The organism is Ruegeria sp. CI5 (genome assembly GCF_056536885.1).
Map to the genome: position 1 here is coordinate 229853 of NZ_JBQFQN010000002.1, position 18681 is coordinate 248533.

An 18681-nucleotide genomic window follows, 5' to 3' on the forward strand; every position below is an offset into this window, starting at 1 on the left:
CTGGAAGACCTCGGATCAAGATGCCTTGCGCGGCATCCCGGTCAAATACGGCTTGAGGAATTCCTGCGTCTTTTCATGCATATAGTCGATATGAGCCTGAGTCAGCCCGTGATGGCATGCCAACAGAATGCCCCCGCGCATCACGGCATCGGACACAGGATAACCTGCGGCATCCGCGCGATACTCAACATCTTTCATGGCCGGTTGGCGCATAATGTTGCCGGTAAAGACCGGCCGGGTCTGGATGTCCGCCTTCTCCAGGAAAATCTGCATCTCGCGACGGGTAAACGGAGCACCTTCTCGCAGAGTCAGCGGAAACGCCAGCCAACCGGTGCGTGCGCCCGGCAGCTGTTCGGGCAGAATGAACCATTCCTCATACTGCGCAAAGAACGCGCGATGCGCAGCAAAGGCTTCCTCGCGGACCCGAATGTTGTTCTCAAGCTTGCCCAACTGCACCAGGCCGAAAGCAGCGCTGATCTCGGACGGTTCAAGATTGTAGCCGAGCGCCTCAAACAGGAACTTGGCATCATATTCGATCCCATCCAGCTGAACGTTGAAGCGGTTCTCGATGGCCTCGGATTCGACGAACAGAGACGAGCTACGCCCCCACGACCGCATCAGCAATGCCTTGCGTGCCAACTCATCATCATTGACGCACAGCATTCCGCCATTTCCTGCGCCGTTGATGACATGGCTGCCGTAGAAGCTGGTGGTCGAAACATCCGACCAGACGCCCGTGCTGGTACCGTCGATCGTGGCACCCAATGTGTCAGCGCTGTCTTCGATGACCTTCAGGCCATGTGCGTCGGCCAGTTCCCGGATCCGACGCCAGTCCGGGAGGTTGCCAATCAACGAGGGGATCATCATCGCCGAGGTTTTGGGCGATATCATCCGCTCGATCTGTTCGACATCTATGTTGTAGGTTCCCTCGGCCGCATCAACGAATGCAGGTACAAGCCCTTGCCGCACCAGCGGAGCGACCGTGGTAGCAAACGTCAAAGCCGGGGTGATCACCTCGGATCCTTTGGGAAGATCCAGGATTTCGACGGCCAGATAGTTCGCCGAGGACCCGGAATTGACCATGATCCCATGTGCCTTCGAAAACAGTGCAGCGACTTTCTGCTGCATCTCCCGGACTTTGGGTCCCATTTGGGTGGATGTTTTCAGAACCTCGACGACGGCGTCGATCTCTTCCTGGCCGTGGACTGTCTGTCCGTAATTCACTCTCATCAAATAATCTCCTGAAAATCTACTGTGCGGCCAGCCCGGTTTGGTCGCAACCCGTGCCGGACATGAGGTCTTGGTACGCGGCGATCTGCGATTGAGTGACCTTACCCATGTCGTCACCCGCCGCGTGTGCCTTGTACCAGTCGGTTGTCAGTTCAACGGCTTGAGACAGTTCAAGCCGAGGCCGCCAGCCCAAACAGGTCTGCGCCTTGGTGCTGTCCAACCGAAGTATGCCAGCTTCGTGGGGCGCCGTTGCGGACTCATCCGGGAACCGGAACCCGGGCGCGCCTGCCCCCCAGGCGCGCCACATCATATCCGCCAGATCCCGGACATTGACGGTGCCCGAAACGTCTGGCCCGAAATTCCATGCCCCGGTAAAACGCTGTCCGTCGCTCAGAATCTTCTGGGCCAGCAGCAAATACCCTGCGACCGGCTCCAGCACATGCTGCCATGGCCGAACGCTATCCGGGTTTCTGATGGTCACCGGCTGGCCATCATGCCAGGCTCGAATGATGTCCGGTATCAACCGGTCTTCGCCCCAGTCTCCTCCGCCAAAGACATTGCCCGCCCGAACCGTCGAAAGCTGAGGGCCATTCGCGTCAGAAAAGAAAGAATGCGCATAGGACTGAGCCACAAGCTCGGTTGCCGCCTTGGAGGCACTGTACGGATCCTTGCCGCCCAAAGGGTCGTTTTCGCGATAACCCCACAGCCATTCCCGATTGTCATAACACTTGTCGCTGGTGATCACGACCGCGGCCTTCAGCGATGGCATTCGACGCACGGCCTCCAGAACGTTGACCGTACCTTGGACATTGGTCGCAAATGTCTCGGCCGGTTCGCGGTAGGATTTGCGCACCAGAGGTTGCGCAGCCATGTGAAACACCACTTCGGGATCCAGACCCTCGGTCGCCCGTGCCAAGGCCGCCGGATCGCGGATATCGGCAAAGCGGCTGTCCATGGTCCGATCAAGTCCGCACGCCTGATAGAAGGAAGGCCCGGGCTCGGGCGGCAAGGCAATGCCTGTGACCTGCGCACCCAGCCGGTTCAGCCAGGTCGAAATCCACCCGCCCTTGAACCCGCTATGCCCTGTCACAAGCACCCGGCGGCCGGTGAATTGACCGCCGAAGATCTGATCGGACTGACCAGTCATTGGTTCCTCAGATCGCTATGGCGGGGTAATCAGAGGAGGGCTTGGCATCAAATTGCAGCCAAGGCGGCGTATCATCCTCGCAAAGGGCCTCCAACGCGTTGCGGTCACGGATCGTATCCATCGGATGCCAGAAACCCTCGTGGCGATAGGCCATCAGTTCACCGTCGCGGGCCATCTGAGACAGCGGTGACTGTTCCAGCGGCTCCATATCGTCGACCATGTAATCCATGACCCCCGGCTCGAATACGAAATACCCACCGTTGATCCAGGTTTCGCGGCGGCGCACCTTTTCGGTGAACGCATCCACGCGGTCGCCCTTTAACTCGATGTTGCCGAAACGCGCTGGCGGCTGAACCGCCGTAACCGTTGCCAGCTTGCCGTGCGACTTGTGAAAATCGATCAGCGCGTTGATGTCGATATTCCCCAGACCATCAGAATAAGTGCACATGAAGGTCTCGCCCGGATCCAGCCATTCCTTCAGACGCCGGATGCGCCCGCTTGTCATGGTATGAGCCCCGGTATCGACCACCGATACGTTCCAACCGCCGGGCGCCGAAGGCACCAGCTTGAGCTCGCCCGTATCCAGAGCGACCGAGATATTGTTGGCGATGAGGTGGTAATTCGCGAAGAACTGCTTGAGCAAAAGCGCCTTGTATCCGGCGGCTACGACGAAATCGCGGTGCCCGAAATGGCTGTAGATATCCATGACGCGCGCGATGATCGGCCGGCCGCCGATTTCGACCATCGGCTTGGGGATCGAGACTGTTTCCTCGGCCAGCCGAGACCCCAGACCGCCAGCAAGCAGTATCGTTTTCATTCGTGCCACTCCCTCAAAATACTTGTTACTAAAATCTGCATGTCTGCGTGGGCCTCACACCGGCCGCTTGACGAACCGACCACCAGAGACCGCGGATCGAATTGGGCTCATTCCGTTGCTCCCGATGGCTTCAAGTATACCACACCTTGCCCGTAGCGGTTGCCCAATCCCGAAATTTCCACGGGCTGGTAGCCGTTTGTTTCCGCATAGCGCAACAATGGCTGCTCAAGAGCCGGATCATATCCCAGCAGGAAAGCGGAGGGAGGATTGGAATCAAACACTGCCTGCAACCCGGCCGCATCCGCCATCACGTATTTCGAGGCCAAGTCAGGTTCCGTGTAAGGCGCGATCCGATAGGCAAAGGGGCCAGTAGACAGTTCGGGATAGACCGGCAGTTGCGCTTCAAGCGGATAGATCGGCATGATCGTCGCTACGGGTCCGTCCGGATGGGCACTCTCGGCAAGTGCGGTCTTCAAAGCCTCGGCACCCTGCGCCACTCGGGTGGTCGTGAAGCCGCTGGGATCGCTCAGCGCTGCCAGACCAGGAACGAGGCGCGGCGCGCCCAGCACTGCCAGGAGAACGAAACCGGCGGCAAGGACCGGGGTGACCTGCGAACGCTGCTCTGACCCGACCTTTCGGAAGACCAATGCGCCCAGCAGAGGGATCATGACCAAGGGCTGAATGTAGTACTGCGGAAACCCAGGCGACGGTACAAAGCTGAACGCGGCTGTCACGGCGATCAGAACCAAAACCAACAGAACCGCGCCGAGCTCGGAGAGCAGCATGCCGCCCGATCTGGCCAAAACTGTCAGATAGGCAACGACGAACAGGCAAACCAGCGCCGCTCCACCCAACCAGACCGAATAGGCCAACTGCACTTTGCCCCCAATGCCCAGAGCCAGATCGGGTTCAGAGGCGGCGTTGGCCTGCCAGTAGGCCACGTGCGGACCCGTATGGAACTTGAGGACATGCGCGATGAAAACCGCGGGATCAACGGCCATGTACCAGAACAGCGGCAAGGCACCCAGCAGCCCACCCACCAGCATCGGCAGGGTCACCCGTCGAACACGTTCTGCAAACGCCATATATCCCGGCATCAGAAAAGTGGCAATCGCGACGGGCGGAATGAAAACCACCGCGCTGACTTTCATCCCCGCTGCGATCGACAGGCAGACTCCAATCAGTACAAAAACAACTGGCCGCGGATGGTCGCGCTGGGTTTCAAGCAGAAAACCCCCGACACCCCATACGACGAAGGGTAACGGCAGCAGGTTGTTGCTTGCGGCCATTCCGGCCTGGGCCAGAAGTGTTCCGTCAACCATCAAGACCGTGATGAAGAATGCCGCAAGCAGAGCCGATCCGGACAGGCGCCAGGTCACCCAACCGGTACCGCCGATCAACGCAATCCAGCCAAGAAACACACCAAGGCGTGCTGAGCCCAGCAGACCCTCCTGACCTGTGATCAAATAGAGACCGCGGAAATACCACGCCGAATCCGGAACGTGATTGTAGAAGAAGTCCTGGTACAGGCGCCATTGGCCCAACAATTCTGCCGGTGCCACGAACATCAGTTCGTCCCGACGCAAACCAAACGACATGATCCGGCCGAACAGAGCCGCCAACATCACGGCCAGCAGCCCCCCAAACAAGAGCCACAGCACCGCGCGACGACGACCAGACCCGGCCTGAGAAACGGCCCGGTCACGCATATGTTCGGCCTCAGCCGTCATATCCCTCTCGCTTTGCCCGTTCGGACGGGCCCGCCAAAATCTGCAGGTTGCCGTAAACCGCCAAGGTCGCAAATAAACATCAACGATATGCTCCGAAGAGCCCTCTTGAAATCGTAACCCGCGGCTGAAAATGCCGCTCACTTAAATGTACTTTTGACAAAATTTTAGCGACCGGCGTTAATCGTCTCCAGGTTTTTCTGCAGTGCGAAGTTTGCAATCCGCTTGGGCGTCGGCACAGGTTTGATCTGCGACTTGCCGGTACGCGCGGCCAGCTCTTTGCCATCGATCGGGCGCAGACCGTTTGCACCGTAACCCGGCACCAGATCCTTGAGCAGCTTTTTGACCCCAAGATCATTGCCGTCCTGAGCAGCCTGTTCCAGCTTGAGGATCAGCGCCCGCAAACGCGCGGCAGAGACGCCTTCGGGAATTGCCGAGGAAACGCCAGGAATACCGCTTTCGCGACGCTCTTCGGTCACGTCGAACAGCTCTTCGTACAGCTTTTCACCCTGACGGATACCGATGAATTTGATGTCGATGTCCTGATAGGGCTCGAGGCCGGCCAGACGGATCATGCGCTCGGCCAGGTCCACGATCTTGACCGGCCGACCCATATCCAGAACGAAAATCTCGCCGTGGCTGTCTTCAAGGTTCAGACCCCGCGCGGCGGCAACCAGCGTCAGCTGCACGGCTTCACGGATGGTCATGAAGTACCGCTCCATTTTCGGATCAGTCACCGTCAGCGGGCCACCTTCCGAGATCTGGCGCTGGAACAGCGGGATCAGCGAACCGGACGACCCCAGCACGTTACCGAACCGAACCGAGAAGAAGCGGGTCTTCTCGTCGGTTTCGTTGGTCACACGGTCCTGAGCCTGAACGTAGAACTCGGCCACGCGCTTGGTGGCGCCCATGACGCTGGTGCTGTTCACCGCCTTGTCCGTCGAGACCTGAACCATGGCGATTGCCCCCACATTGCGGGCCGCGTCCGCCACATTCCGGGTTCCGATCACGTTGGTCAGAACGCCTTCGCAAGGGTTCAGCTCAACCATCGGCACATGCTTCAGTGCGGCAGCATTGAAGACCAACTCGGGGCGGTGACGTTCAAAGATCGCGTTCACGCGGGACGCGTTGCGAATGTCGGCCACGTAGATGCGGCGTGCGACATCCGGGAAGTTTTGCCCCAGATCCATATCGATGGAATAGGCGTTATATTCCGTGTTCTCGATCATCACCAGCTCGGCCGGCTCGAACGAGGCGATCTGGCGTGTCAGCTCGCTACCGATCGACCCTCCGGCGCCGGTGATCAGGACACGGCGGCCCTTGAACATCTCGCGCAGCATCGAGCGTTCGACCGCTTTCTGCGGACGGTCCAGGATGTCTTCGGGATTGACGGTCCGGATGCCATTGCTCTCGGTGCCAAGTTCTTCGAGTCCCGCCAGACGCGATACCGGAATGCTGTTGGCCTCAGCCCAACGGGTCAGCTTGCGAATGCCATCGCTTTCAAAATGGGTTACGGGCTCGGTCAACAAAACGCGCTGCGGCAGTTGGTCATAATACTTCAGACGTTCGATGACGGCGTCAGCATCCAACAGCGACCCGATGATCTTCACATCGTGGAAATACAGGCCCTGCGTGTTCCGCGCATCGTCGATGATCCCGACAGGTTCATACTTGGATTCCTGATTGTGCAGCGACCGCACGAACAGGTCGCAGCTGGCGCCGGTTCCGACCAGAATAACCGGGATTTTCCCGTTAGACGCATCCGGGCAACGGCGCGCCGGATCGCTCGTCAGCTCGGTGCTGCGCGCCAGGACGCGCAGAGTACCAAAGGCGGGAACCAGCAGCAGGAACTGAATGACATAGACCGCCAGCGGCACCTGCGCGGTAACGGGAAGGGCAGCACCCAGCAATGCCAACAAAACAACCGACAGCCCTGCAGCACGCACGATCAGCGTCACATCGCGCAGCGAAGTCGACCGTGTGTGCCGTTTGTAGATACCGGAAAGCGGCAAAACCGCCAGCGCCACCAGGCAAGTCATCACCACCAACGGCAAAAGAACGGACCCGAACTGTTCAGGAACGATGCCACCATTAGCCAGAACGACGGCCGCGGCCACAGCTCCGGCGGATGCGAATACATCTCCGATCAGCAGGCGCCGGTTGGCGCTCAATTCGGTCAGCTTCTGTCGCAGCTTCGACTGGATGTCTCCGAAGGCGCGATCCTGTTCGATCGTGCTATCTGCATCCGGTCCACTCTTGAGCTTAACCAACTCTTGCTCGTACATACTCATAAGAACCCCCGGCAAAAATTGCCACTTACCACTCGACTGAAATGAGACGGGCCAAACACACCCGCTCCACCACTAAAAAGCCTCAATTCCCGATCGACACCACATGGCGCCGGCCGGCAAACACATTGCTTCGCTAAAAGTCCCCCACGTGAATCCGGGCGCCTAGAAACCTCCGCCCTGAACCAAACCCCCTTTTAACTCGTCAACTCGTTACACTACACGTGGTCTGGCCCATCACACGGTCCCGACCACGAACCCACGACTTCAACGCTACCACACCAACATTGGTATCAAAATCCCCTTTCCACCACTTGGACACCATAAAATCACAGAAATGCCATTTTTTGCAGCAGGTGACCGCCGTCGCAGTTTCATTTGTTGTATCCTCACGGCCCGATATTCCCGGTTCATCGTGCACGCACAAAGCCCTAAGGCGCTTTTGTTTCCTGAATGGAAACCAAATTCTGGCTTCGATCATGACATGGCCTGCGATTCGCTTCTGTGAATTGCATCCGAAACCGTCCAATTCAGGCAGAGTCCCGGATTGCGGCGGGCAAGCCATTCCACGTCGGTCGCATAGAACTCGGTCATCTTCGCCTCCAGCTCGGGCGACAGGGCCGGGTAGGTCACCTTTCGAGCGACAGCGTTTCGGATGGACCGCACCGGCCAGGTGTGACGTACAGGGTCCAGAACAGCTCGAACCGGCTTTAGCACACGACGCAGCGACAGTGGCACCATGGGTGTATTCTTATCTTTGACTTTCTGCTGCACAGGCGGCTCCAGCTGTCCGTCATATCCAATATGGCCGGCCACCTTCTTCAGGTTCCCATGAGGGTTCACGCGGACATCCTCATAGGCCAACAGCAGGATCTGGTCCTCTGGGAACAAGTCGTAGAACCGCTTCAGATGGTGGCCATATCGCCCATCGGACAGAAAACGCTGGTCGGCCGCGACCGCCGGATCCAGATAATCTTCGATCCTTCCCGAGACCTCGCCGCGGCGGAACAACATGCAATAGTCGGAATAGGCGCGCTGAACCGGGTCCCGCATCTGCAGGATCAACCGAGTTTCAGGGAAATGCTCCCGAATGCGTTGCGCAGCCGGGGGTTCAGTCAGGTACGAATTCGATTTTTCACCAATCAGATCTGCGCCATCGCAGTCTCCGAACTGGTCACGATACCAGTCCAGTCCGTTTGCATAATACCGAGAAAAGAAATGCAACTCGGGACCCGGCATATGGATGGCCGGCGTCTGCATCAGCGACTTTTGCAACCAGGTGGTTGCACATTTCGCGGCACCGAAAATCAGAAAGTCGACTGGACGACCGTCAGGGAGAGACATAGGAATACTCGTGACCTTGCGAACAGACTAAAAAAACAAACCCGGCAAACCCCGCGCCGGAACACTCAATTCGACGTGACAATGGTTCTTCGTACGACTTCTATGGTATCCCCGGGCTGAACCGCCTCGGTCCCTTCCATCTTGCGTGGCGCCGTGCCACCCGCCCGTGTGACGATGTAGTCAATTACAACTTCACTGGCGATATCATCGTCGCTGAGCAAACCAGCGGCAGCCAGTTCTCCGTGCAGGCTTGCCGCGGTATCAAGACGCGTCCGAAGCGAGGCCAACTCGCGTTCGACCGCATTCAACTGGACCAGAGCATCCGAGCGCGCCTTGTCATCCAGTTCCAACTCGTCGCGCTCGGCACGGTTCAGCTCCTGACGAGCCAGCATCAGCGCAACCTCCTGATCCAGACGCTTGGATTCCAGATCGTTCAGAAGATTGGTCATGGTCGTCACCCGGTTCGATACGGTCAGACCTTTCTCCTTGAGCTGGTTCAGGTTTTCCAACTCCCGGCTGACATTCTCGATCTGGGTTTTGCGAAGCTCCAACTGGATGGTCAGGCTCGAGATCTGCTCTTTGAGCATCTCCTGCAGATCCCGAATTCGTTCACCCAAACCCTCGCGGGCGTTCATTGTCGCCTCGAGGATTTCACCCTCGAGCCCTCCGGGAGCGTCAGGCGCCGCGTCGGTGCCGGTCTCAATCCCTTCTTCCTGGAGGCTCGCAAGGTCAGCTTTCAGCCTCTGCCTCTCGTCTTCCAACTCATCGATCTGAGTGGAGAGCAGCCGCATTTCGCCGCCCATCCGCATGATCTGAAAATCATTGTTTGCCCCAAACTGGATCGGAGGACGGATCGGACCACCTGCAAGGGCCAGAACCTGCTGGGCAGTCATCCCGGGATGGTAGGCATAAGCGCCCGGCGAATTGACGTCTCCAAGAACAAAGACCGGAAGATGGCTGATCACTTCAAGCGCGACCTTGGGCGGCTCGGCCATGCCGGTCTGGCTGCTGAGCTCAAGCTCCAACATCTGCGACAGTTCCAGCGTGGTCAGCCCGGCCGCCTCAACCTGTCCCACCAGCGGAAACATCAGCGTTCCATCACCGGCCAGAGCGAACTCGCCGGACACGCCATCCCAAATCATGTAACTTGCGGACAATGGGTCCCAACGCATGGCACGAACCGACAGGCGATCCTGCGGCAGCAGGCGATAGCTTTCGGCCAGGGCCGGCAGAGCGGCCAGCGCAAACAACAGCGTCGCCAGAATTACTCGAAAGAAGCTGCGCAAAACCTTGCCTCCCAACTCTTAAACACCAACAAGCCGGGCGTGGGTGCCGGGCACGATACTCAAATCTCGAAAACACAAACCGCACCCACAGCGCAAGTCGGTCGTCAAAAGCAATTTCGGTCATCGGCGGGACAGAAACGATCCCGCTCGGCAAATCATAGGCGCTTGGCCTCAGGCTGACAAGCAAAGCCAATGGCGCGTCGCCTTTGGCGCTGGCTTTCCTGTCGACACTGACCTGTCAGCGCCTGGGCCGCCGCCTCCGCCGCGTTCACAACCCCCTGTGAATGCAGCCCGAAGGCTGGGTGTTTTACGCGAAACACCCGATCAGAACACCCCGCCTTGTTTCGCGGCAATCACGGCGCGGCTTGGGCTCCTGCTTTTCCTGACTGGCAACAATTCACGGCATTAGTTCGAATCGTTGACGCAATACAGCAGCCAAATCAGCATCAGCGTCTAGTCAGCCCTGCATTCTCAGCCCCCGCATCCCGCGGCGGCATCGACGGCTTGCAAACAGAATCCGTTTCGACCAATCTTGCTGTATCGCCGCTTGTCGACCCGGGTTGTCGGTATTTCAGTCGCGGTTGCTCGGGTGGCGTGTCGCGTCCCTTTGTATTGGTTGATTTTTTGTGTGTCGCGGGACCCCGCGTGTTGCGAGTTGGATTTGATTTGTGAACCGGTTGCTTGAAATCCTGATCTGCCTGCTGCTGGGCCTGCTCGCGCTTCCCTTCTTTGTCATTGCGTGCGTCGTGGTGCTTTTGTCCATCGGCCGTCCCTTGATGTTTTCGCAGATCCGAGCCGGACGACAGGGTCGCAATTTCCGGCTCTACAAACTGCGCAGCATGAAAGAGACACGCGCGGCGGATGGATCGTTGCACCCCGATGCGGATCGCCAGACGCGCGCCACGGCAATGATCCGGCGCCTGCGCCTCGACGAGATCCCGCAACTTGTCCTGATCCTGCAGAACAAAATGGCCCTGGTTGGGCCACGCCCCTTGCTGCCTGAGACGATCGAAGACTTCGGACCCGCCGGGCAATACCGATGTTCCGTTCGGCCTGGGCTGACCGGGTGGGCGCAGGTCAGCGGCAACACCAACCTCAGCAACAGTGAAAAGCTGAGCCTTGATCTATGGTACGTGGCGCATCGGTCACTGGCGCTGGACCTGCAGATTTTGGGCGAAACAGTCGGAGCGGCCCTACACAACGAACCCCGCCGCGACGACCGGATCGAGGCGGCGCGGAAATGGATGGACTCGAATGGCTCGCTAGCCCAGGACATGCAGGAGATGAACGCGTGAATATCGTACTTGTCGGCGCCGTCGAGACCACGCTTGCAGCTCTGATGTCGATGTGCGGCGCCGGGCATGTGCCGGCCCTTCTGGTAACCCTGTCGCCGCGCCTGTCCGCGCGGCATTCGGATTTCGTCGACCTGTCACCGACGGCCGAGAAGTATGGCGTCCCGGTTCTGCATATCGAAAAAACCAACGACCCCGAGACCCTTGAACAGATTGCCAAGGTCAAACCCGACCTGATCCTTGTGCTCGGTTGGTCACAGATCTGCGGCCCCGAGTTCCGGGCATTGGCGCGGATTGGCTGCATCGGGTTTCATCCGTCGGCCCTGCCCCGCCTGCGGGGGCGCGGTGTCATCCCCTGGACGATCCTGTTGCAGGAACGAAACGTCGGGTCCTCGCTTTTCTGGTTGGGCGAAGGCGCAGATGACGGCCCTATTGCCGCTCAGGCCATCTATGCGGTCGATCCCGAAACCGTCACCGCACGCGAGTTGTACAATCGAGCCTTGCGTGCCGTCTCAGGACTGCTGCCGCCTCTGTTGAACCAGATCTCCAATGGCGACATCCCGGCCGAACCGCAACGCACCGACGGAATCAGCCTGTGCGCCCGCCGCCGCCCCGAAGACGGCCTGATTGACTGGACCAATCCTGCCGCGGACATCCACCGCCTGATCCGTGCATCGGGTCCGCCCTACCCCGGCGCCTACACCTTTGGCCCCGATGGCGTGAAACTGGTTCTGACAGGGGTCAGGTATACCGAGCCGGAGGGCTACTTCATCGGCTTGCCCGGCCAGATCCAGGCCATCGGCAACGGCGGCTTTACGGTGGCCTGCGGCGACGGGCGTTGTCTGGACATAACTGAATGGTCAGGGGCCGTCACACCCCCTGCCCTTCACGCGAAACTGAGGACACGTCCATGATCGCTTCCGACCTGACCACTGGCCACGCCGGCCCCGCGCTGATCGTCGCTCCGCATCCCGATGATGAGGTTCTGGGCGCCGGCGGCACGATGGCCCGCATGGCCGATGCTGGGCGCGAAGTGCATGTGGTTGTCGTCACTCGTGGCAAACCCCCGAAGTTTACCGATGAACAGGTCGCAACCACACGGCGCGAGGCACTCAATGCGCATCATCTGCTGGGCGTCACCGAAACACATTGGATGGACTTCAATGCGGCGGAGTTGTCAGAACATGCCCATTCGGACCTGAACGGCGCGCTGGGAAAGCTGGTCCGCGACATCGCCCCCAGCCTGATCCTGGCTCCGCATCCAGGCGACATCCATATGGATCACCAGCTGAGTTTTCTGTCCACGCTGGTGGCAAGCCGCCCGCATCAACATGACTATCCGGCCAATATTCTGGCCTACGAAACCCTTTCCGAAACAAATTGGAACGCCCCCTATCTGACCCCGGCCTTCGTGCCAAACGTGTTTGTCGACATCTCGGACACGATCGAGCGGAAGCTGGAGGCGTTCGGCAAGTTCGAAAGCCAGGTCAAACAGGCGCCGCACGAACGATCGGTCGACAGCTTGCGCGCACTGGCCACCCTGCGCGGCGCGACGGTGCACCGGTCGGCGGCTGAAGGCTTTGTTCTGGTCCGATCGGTGATTTGACAGGAGGTGCGAAATGCAGATGTGGCCCATCTATGATCAGGAACAGATCGACGCCGTAGCGCAAGTTCTGGCCTCTGGCAAAGTCAACGCCTGGACCGGCCCAGATGTTCGCGCATTCGAGGCCGAATACTGCGCATATACCGGAGCCAAACACGCGATCGCCATGGCCAACGGGACAGTAACGCTGGACGCCGCGATGCTCGGGCTAGGCCTGCAACCAGGTGATGAGGTCATTGTAACGCCGCGCAGCTTCATCGCCTCGGCCAGCTCGGTGATGCTGGCGGGCGGAGTTCCGGTCTTTGTCGATGTCGATCCCGACACCCAGAATATCACGCCCGAAACCATCGCCCCGGCGATCACGCCGCGCACCCGGGGGATCATACCTGTGCATCTGGGTGGTTGGCCCTGTGACATGGACGGCATCATGGATCTGGCCCGCGCCCACGACCTTTGGGTCATCGAAGACTGCGCCCAGGCCCACGGTGCGATGATTGGCGACCGCCATGTCGGAACCATCGGGACCTTGGGCTCGTTTTCCTTCTGCCAGGACAAGATCATGACCACAGGCGGCGAAGGCGGACTGCTGCTGACCGACGACTCTGATCTCTGGAGCCGCATCTGGAGCTACAAGGATCACGGCAAAGGTTATAACACCGTGTTCAACACCGAACACCCGCCCGGCTTTCGCTGGCTGCACGACTCGGGACCCGGCACCAATCTGCGGATGAACGGCCCTTCGGCGGCACTTGGTCGAATACAGCTGAAACGCCTGGACGCATGGCGCGCGCACCGGACGGCAAATGCGGATATCCTGCACAACGCCCTTGCGACCTGCCCGGCCTTTCGCGTGCCAATGCCACCCGACGGCGTTACCCACGCATTTTATCGGTTCTACGCATTTGTGCGGCCGGAAACACTTGCGCCCGGCTGGAGCCGGGACCGCATCATCGCCGAGATCGCCGAGGCCGGCTTTCCCGCCTTTTCCGGCAGCTGCTCTGAGATTTACCTCGAGAAAACCTTCACCAGCCGAGGCCTGGGACCCAAGGAACCGTTGCCCGTGGCGCGCGAGCTGGGCGAAACCAGCCTTGCCTTCCTGGTCGACCCGGCCTGGTCCGCCGAGAACGTCGCTCGTCTGGCGCAGGTCATCGTTGATGTGGGCCAAAAGGCAACGGCCCGCCACATGGCGCAGGGCTGAGCGCGAACTGGTGATGTGTGGCCGATCAACATACAGCTTGAATCGAACACCCGCCGGTGAGCTGCGGAGGGTGACCCGATGATCTTGCATGTCACCACTGATTTCTCGGGCCAAGGTGGCGCACAAGCCATGTTGGCCCGACTTTTGGCCCATTCGGGCGAACGGGCCTGCGTCGTCGCCCTGACCGAGGTTTCGGAGCGCTGCCGCGCGATGGCGGCGAATGACAAGGTCGAATACGTTTCGCTGCGTGCCAGATCGCCATTGGCCCTGTTACGCGCGGTTTGGCAGATCCGACGTTTGATCCGGACCCATCAGCCTGATGTGGTTCTGTGCTGGATGTACCATGCAATGGTACTCGGCCTGATTTCCGGCAAACTTGCCGGGCGGCGCGTTCCCGTCGTTTGGACCGTGCGGCAAGCGCTGGACGACCCGGCTGCCTTCACCCGCAGCACCCGCGCTGCGGTGGCGCTGTCTAAGGTGCTTTCCCGATTCTGTCAGGGGATCCTCTACAACTCGACCCGCGCTCAAACTCAGCACGAGAAATACGGCTTTGCCGGGGACCATTCCACGGTGATTCCAAACGGGTTTATCCTTCCGCCCAATCCAACGGCGCGGCCGGGGCCCGCCCGCGTGCTTGGAGTGGCGGCAAGGTTTCACCCGCAGAAAGACTTCGAAACCTTCTTCCGCGCCTTCTCGGTTGCGCGCCAGTCCGTCCCGGACCTGCACGCCCGTCTGGCCGGAGACGGCGTGACGCTGGAGAACCCCGAGATCCGCGCGATGCTGGCCGACAACGATCTGCCCGAAGACAGTGTGACATTGTGCGGCGACCTGCACGATATGTCCGAGTTCTATGCGAGTATTGACCTGCTGGTTCTGGCCTCGCGCACCGAAGGCTTTCCGAATGTGATCGCCGAAGCCATGAGCCACGGCCGCCCGGTCGTGACGACTCATGTCGGCGACAGCGCCAGAGTGGTGGACTCGTGCGGCTATGTCGTGCCGCCACGTGATCCGCAGGCATTGGCGAAGGCCCTCGTCCAAGCTTCCAACTGGCCGCCCGAAACCTACAAATCCCATAGCAATGCTGCCCGCGACCGCATCGCCACACATTACTCCCTCGACGCGATTGCCCGCGCCTATGATCAGGCCCTGAACCAAGCTGCCAACCCTGCGCCACCCACAGCGCCCCAAGTCGAATAAAGGACCTGACCCATGTGCGGTATCGCCGGATTTCTGACTTTTCAGCCGATGGGCTCCGACTCGGGCCGCGCCACGCTGCAGGCCATGTGCGACGCTATTCAGCACCGGGGTCCCGATGCCGACGGGTTGTTTGTCGATCCAGACGCCGGCGTGGCTCTGGGCCACCGCCGCCTTTCGATCGTCGACCTGTCGGAGACCGGGGGGCAGCCAATGACCTCGCCCAGCGGCCGGTTCACCATCGTCTACAATGGGGAAATCTACGGCTTTCTGGCCCTGCGGCAGACGTTGCTGAACAAGGGCGTCACGTTTCGCGGCACATCCGATACCGAGGTGCTACTGGCGGCGATGGACCGCTGGGGCATCCGCAAGACACTGGAACAGGCGCACGGCATGTTCGCCTTCGCGGTCTTGGATCGCAAGCTGAACCGGGTGGTTTTTGCACGCGACCGGCTGGGCAAGAAACCCCTGTATCTAGGCCTCAAGTCCGGCCAGCTTTTGTTTGGTTCCGAACTCAAGGCGCTGCGCGCGAACCCCGCATTTGGCTCGCCGGAAGCCGACCGGCGGGCCCAGGCGCAATACGCCCGCTACGGATATGTGCCGGCACCACTTTCGATCTATCGCGAAGTTATGAAGTTGCCCGCCGGATCAATGGTCGAAGTCCGCTTGGACCAGCCGCCCGCGACGGCTCAGGACCTGGTAGATGCCATCCGGACGTTCTGGGACCTTCGCGACTGCGCGAAACGGGGACTTGCCGCACCGATCCACGACGAAGAACGGGCGCTGGCTCGTATTGAAGAGGAACTGCAGCGTGCCGTGCAGGAGCGCATGGTCGCGGACGTCTCGGTGGGGTCCTTCCTGTCCGGCGGGATAGATTCAACCCTGATCACTGCCATGATGCAGGAACAAACCAACGGCAAGGTAACAAGCTTTACAGTCCGTTTCGAGGAAGAAGGCCTGAACGAAGCAGACCATGCCGCCGCAATCGCTGCACATCTGGGCACGGACCATCACGAGGTCACTGCAACACCATCCATGGCGTTCGAATTGCTCGATGACCTACCACACGTTTATGACGAACCTTTTGCCGACCCGTCCGGCGTTCCAACCCTGCTGGTTTCCAAACTGGCCCGCGACCAACTGACCGTCGTGCTGTCGGGTGATGGCGGCGACGAGTCCTTTGGCGGGTACGAACGCTATGCCCGAATGATGGCGATGGAACGCCTGGGCCGAAAGCTTCCTCGGCCGGCTGCGTCGATTTTGACAGCATCGCCTGATGCCCTGCGTGCAGCCGTTGCGCCGATCCTGCGTAAATTCGTTTCAGGCACTATGCGCGACCAGATCACAGCCGACAGGATCTCCAAAGTCGCCTCGGTCATCGCGCAGCCTGATTTCAGAAGCCGATACAATACCCTGTTCAGTCTTTGGGACCCGGCAGCAGCGCTGAAGGACGTGAATGACGGCGGGGTCTATCAAACACTCGGATTGCCCAACGGCCTTGATGAAATCGACACGATGCTGCTGCTGGATTCCTGCCTGTATTTGCCCGAAGGCATTCTTGTGAAAGTCGACCGAGCATCGATGGCCGTCGGTCTTGAGGCGCGTGCGCCCTTGTTGGATGACCGCGTCGTCGCCGCCGCTTGGCAGGCGCCCCGATCCCTGCGTTTCGACGGCAAACAGGGCAAGGTGGCCCTAAGGCGCCTCGTGGACAAGCGCGTACCAAAGGCCTTGTATGATCGCCCAAAACAAGGGTTCGGAATTCCCGTCAACGACTGGCTGCGTGGCCCGCTGAAGCCTGTGGCAAACGAGGTTTTTTCAACAGGACAAGGGGTCGAGGACGTATTCGACACAGCCACCTTGGCGCGACGATGGCGCGAGCATCTCAGCGGGCGTCGCAATTGGGGGCCCCATCTGTGGACGGTTCTGATGTATCATTTCTGGCAGAAAAAATGGCTGGTCTGATCCTCGAAGCGCGGACTTCTGTTCACCAAATTCGCACAAAAGGACGCAATTCAGCCGATTATCATGCGAAACAGACGTGCACGCCCCTATTGTTTGTCACGCGCCGTACCGACGTGCCTAAGTCTGTTCATGGCTGAACTGATTGCATCCTGCTCGGGCCTTTGGCGCGATATCCGGTCCGAATTTCGGTCTTCACACTCTTCTTCAACGAGACGGCGGGCGGGCCTGGCGCTACTGCTTCTGTTTGGCGTGGTCTTTGCATTTTTCTATTTCCGGCTGGAATTCGCGCGGCAGTTTCTGGACATGCCCGCACCGCCGGGCAAACCGTTTTACAACGACGACTGCATCCTTGCCTCGGACCCTGGCCGTTACTCGCATGGCTTGTTTCAGGGGCACTACCTGGCTTTCCACCTTGCGCGCCACCCACTGGTCGTGATGCTGAACGCCGCCATCGCCGAGCCGTTGACTTGGTTGGGCATCCGGCAGCCTGTCGCGATTTCGATCAGCCTCGCATTCTGGGCTGCCATGTCGTCTGTCACGATTGCACTATTCCTGCTGCGCCAACACCTGTCGCTCTCCGTTTCCATTCTGGCGACGCTTGCTGTTCTCCTGACCTTCGGAACCGTCACCACGCTCAGCGTTGTCGAGACCTACAGCGTCTCACTCTGGGCGATCGCCATGTCATTGTTGATCATGGCCGAGATGGCCAGACACTGCGGCAAATACCCGGCCCTTACCAGCGTGATCGCTGGCCTGGCTTGCGGTGTGCTGGCCGGATGGTCCCATTTGCCGGCGGCTGCATTCTCACTGGTTTATGCTGGATTTGCATGGGCGTCTCTCAACGGAGGTGTCGGGCGGAAACTAACTTTCGGACTGGTGGTTCCGTCGGTGATCGCCGTAATCTGCATGATGGCTCCGGTCGTTTTTCTGGGCATCGTTCTGGACGGTGATCCTTTCATGGAACCGACCGAGATGGTTGGCCGGTACGCGGACGCTGCGAACTTCACCAACCCGGAAATCTTCAAAGACTATGCCGCCGGCTTCTTCCTGTTTTCCTGGGTCTCGCCGGCCGAAACCGTTCAGTGCCGCTTTTTGCTGGATCGGCTATGGGAGATTCTCCGCGATCCAAGCCGCTTGGCCCTGACAATTCTGGCGACAATCCTGGTCGGATGGGCAATTGTTTCCGGCACCAGAACACCTGGCCGCGCCCCGCTTGTGCTGGCCGTGTGGACGTTGGTGGGCACGTTCTTTGTGTTCTACCTGTTTTTCAACCCACTCGAAGTGTTGCTTTACAGCTCTCACTGGACCACGGCCATTATCTTGGGTTCGGTCGTTCTGCTGAGGGAAAAGCCGGGACTTGTCTTGCTGTTTAGTGGAATTGTGGCGCTCAGCCTGTATGTGAATGTATCGCCTCTTGCGGATCCGGCTTCATTCGATCCGGCGCAATGCTGTCCGCACGGAGGTCGAAACTAGGCCGGTCTGGGCGGCGGCTGTGGGTAAACTTGACAACAAAAGTGACCCTACTTAGCGTTCTGGGTCATCGTCTCCGCCGGTGAAAATTTAGGACACGCCGAATTCGCAAACGGTTACTTG

Annotated in this window: 14 protein-coding genes; 7 read left to right on the forward strand and 7 right to left on the reverse strand. The window is 59.6% G+C overall.

All coding sequences use genetic code 11. The annotated features are described in order from the left end of the window. Window positions 1-15: 15 nt before the first annotated feature. The 7 genes from ACR0BA_RS09905 to ACR0BA_RS09935 form a co-directional block, all read right to left on the reverse strand. The gene (locus ACR0BA_RS09905; protein WP_480727724.1) at window positions 16-1230 is read right to left on the reverse strand and encodes a DegT/DnrJ/EryC1/StrS family aminotransferase; all 1215 of its coding nucleotides are present in this window, start codon (window positions 1228-1230) and stop codon (window positions 16-18) included. A 19-nt stretch (window positions 1231-1249) separates the two neighbouring features. After that, window positions 1250-2377, reverse strand: coding sequence for a CDP-glucose 4,6-dehydratase (gene rfbG / locus ACR0BA_RS09910; protein ID WP_480727726.1), 1128 nt, complete (start codon window positions 2375-2377; stop codon window positions 1250-1252). A gap of 7 nt (window positions 2378-2384) precedes the next feature. Beyond that, a complete protein-coding gene (gene rfbF, locus ACR0BA_RS09915) occupies window positions 2385-3194 on the reverse strand; it encodes a glucose-1-phosphate cytidylyltransferase (protein ID WP_093963249.1) in 810 nt (269 codons plus the stop codon). Window positions 3195-3301: 107 nt separating this feature from the next. After that, window positions 3302-4924, reverse strand: a complete 1623-nt coding sequence (locus ACR0BA_RS09920) for a hypothetical protein (protein ID WP_170341715.1) — start codon at window positions 4922-4924, stop codon at window positions 3302-3304. 164 nt (window positions 4925-5088) lie between these two features. Beyond that, a complete protein-coding gene (locus ACR0BA_RS09925) occupies window positions 5089-7212 on the reverse strand; it encodes a polysaccharide biosynthesis protein (RefSeq protein WP_480727728.1) in 2124 nt (707 codons plus the stop codon). Between the two features lie 474 nt (window positions 7213-7686). Then, window positions 7687-8553 carry a sulfotransferase family protein gene (locus tag ACR0BA_RS09930; protein ID WP_170359606.1) on the reverse strand — a complete coding sequence of 289 codons (867 nt, stop codon included), beginning with the start codon at window positions 8551-8553 and terminating at the stop codon, window positions 7687-7689. 65 nt (window positions 8554-8618) lie between these two features. Beyond that, window positions 8619-9839: a polysaccharide biosynthesis/export family protein gene (locus tag ACR0BA_RS09935; RefSeq protein WP_480727729.1), complete on the reverse strand. Its 1221-nt coding sequence runs from the start codon at window positions 9837-9839 to the stop codon at window positions 8619-8621. A gap of 668 nt (window positions 9840-10507) precedes the next feature. Here ACR0BA_RS09935 and ACR0BA_RS09940 point away from each other — a divergent pair. From ACR0BA_RS09940 to ACR0BA_RS09970, 7 genes are all read left to right on the forward strand, one after another. After that, window positions 10508-11134 carry a sugar transferase gene (locus ACR0BA_RS09940; RefSeq protein WP_480727730.1) on the forward strand — a complete coding sequence of 209 codons (627 nt, stop codon included), beginning with the start codon at window positions 10508-10510 and terminating at the stop codon, window positions 11132-11134. Beyond that, window positions 11131-12045, forward strand: a complete 915-nt coding sequence (locus ACR0BA_RS09945) for a methionyl-tRNA formyltransferase (RefSeq protein WP_480727732.1) — start codon at window positions 11131-11133, stop codon at window positions 12043-12045. The genes ACR0BA_RS09940 and ACR0BA_RS09945 overlap by 4 nt, the downstream gene beginning before the upstream one ends. Continuing rightward, window positions 12042-12737, forward strand: a complete 696-nt coding sequence (locus ACR0BA_RS09950) for a PIG-L deacetylase family protein (protein WP_170391568.1) — start codon at window positions 12042-12044, stop codon at window positions 12735-12737. Before ACR0BA_RS09945 ends, ACR0BA_RS09950 begins: the two co-directional genes overlap by 4 nt. A gap of 13 nt (window positions 12738-12750) precedes the next feature. Then, a complete protein-coding gene (locus ACR0BA_RS09955; RefSeq protein ID WP_480727734.1) occupies window positions 12751-13932 on the forward strand; it encodes a DegT/DnrJ/EryC1/StrS family aminotransferase in 1182 nt (393 codons plus the stop codon). Between the two features lie 78 nt (window positions 13933-14010). After that, window positions 14011-15129 (forward strand): glycosyltransferase, encoded by a 1119-nt coding sequence (locus tag ACR0BA_RS09960; protein WP_480727735.1) that lies wholly within the window; start codon window positions 14011-14013, stop codon window positions 15127-15129. 12 nt (window positions 15130-15141) lie between these two features. Next, on the forward strand, window positions 15142-17088 hold the full coding sequence (gene asnB / locus ACR0BA_RS09965) for an asparagine synthase (glutamine-hydrolyzing) (protein WP_480727737.1): 1947 nt from the start codon (window positions 15142-15144) through the stop codon (window positions 17086-17088). 129 nt (window positions 17089-17217) lie between these two features. Then, entirely contained in the window at window positions 17218-18561 is a 1344-nt protein-coding gene (locus ACR0BA_RS09970) for a hypothetical protein (RefSeq protein WP_480727738.1), read from the forward strand. Window positions 18562-18681 lie beyond the last annotated feature (120 nt).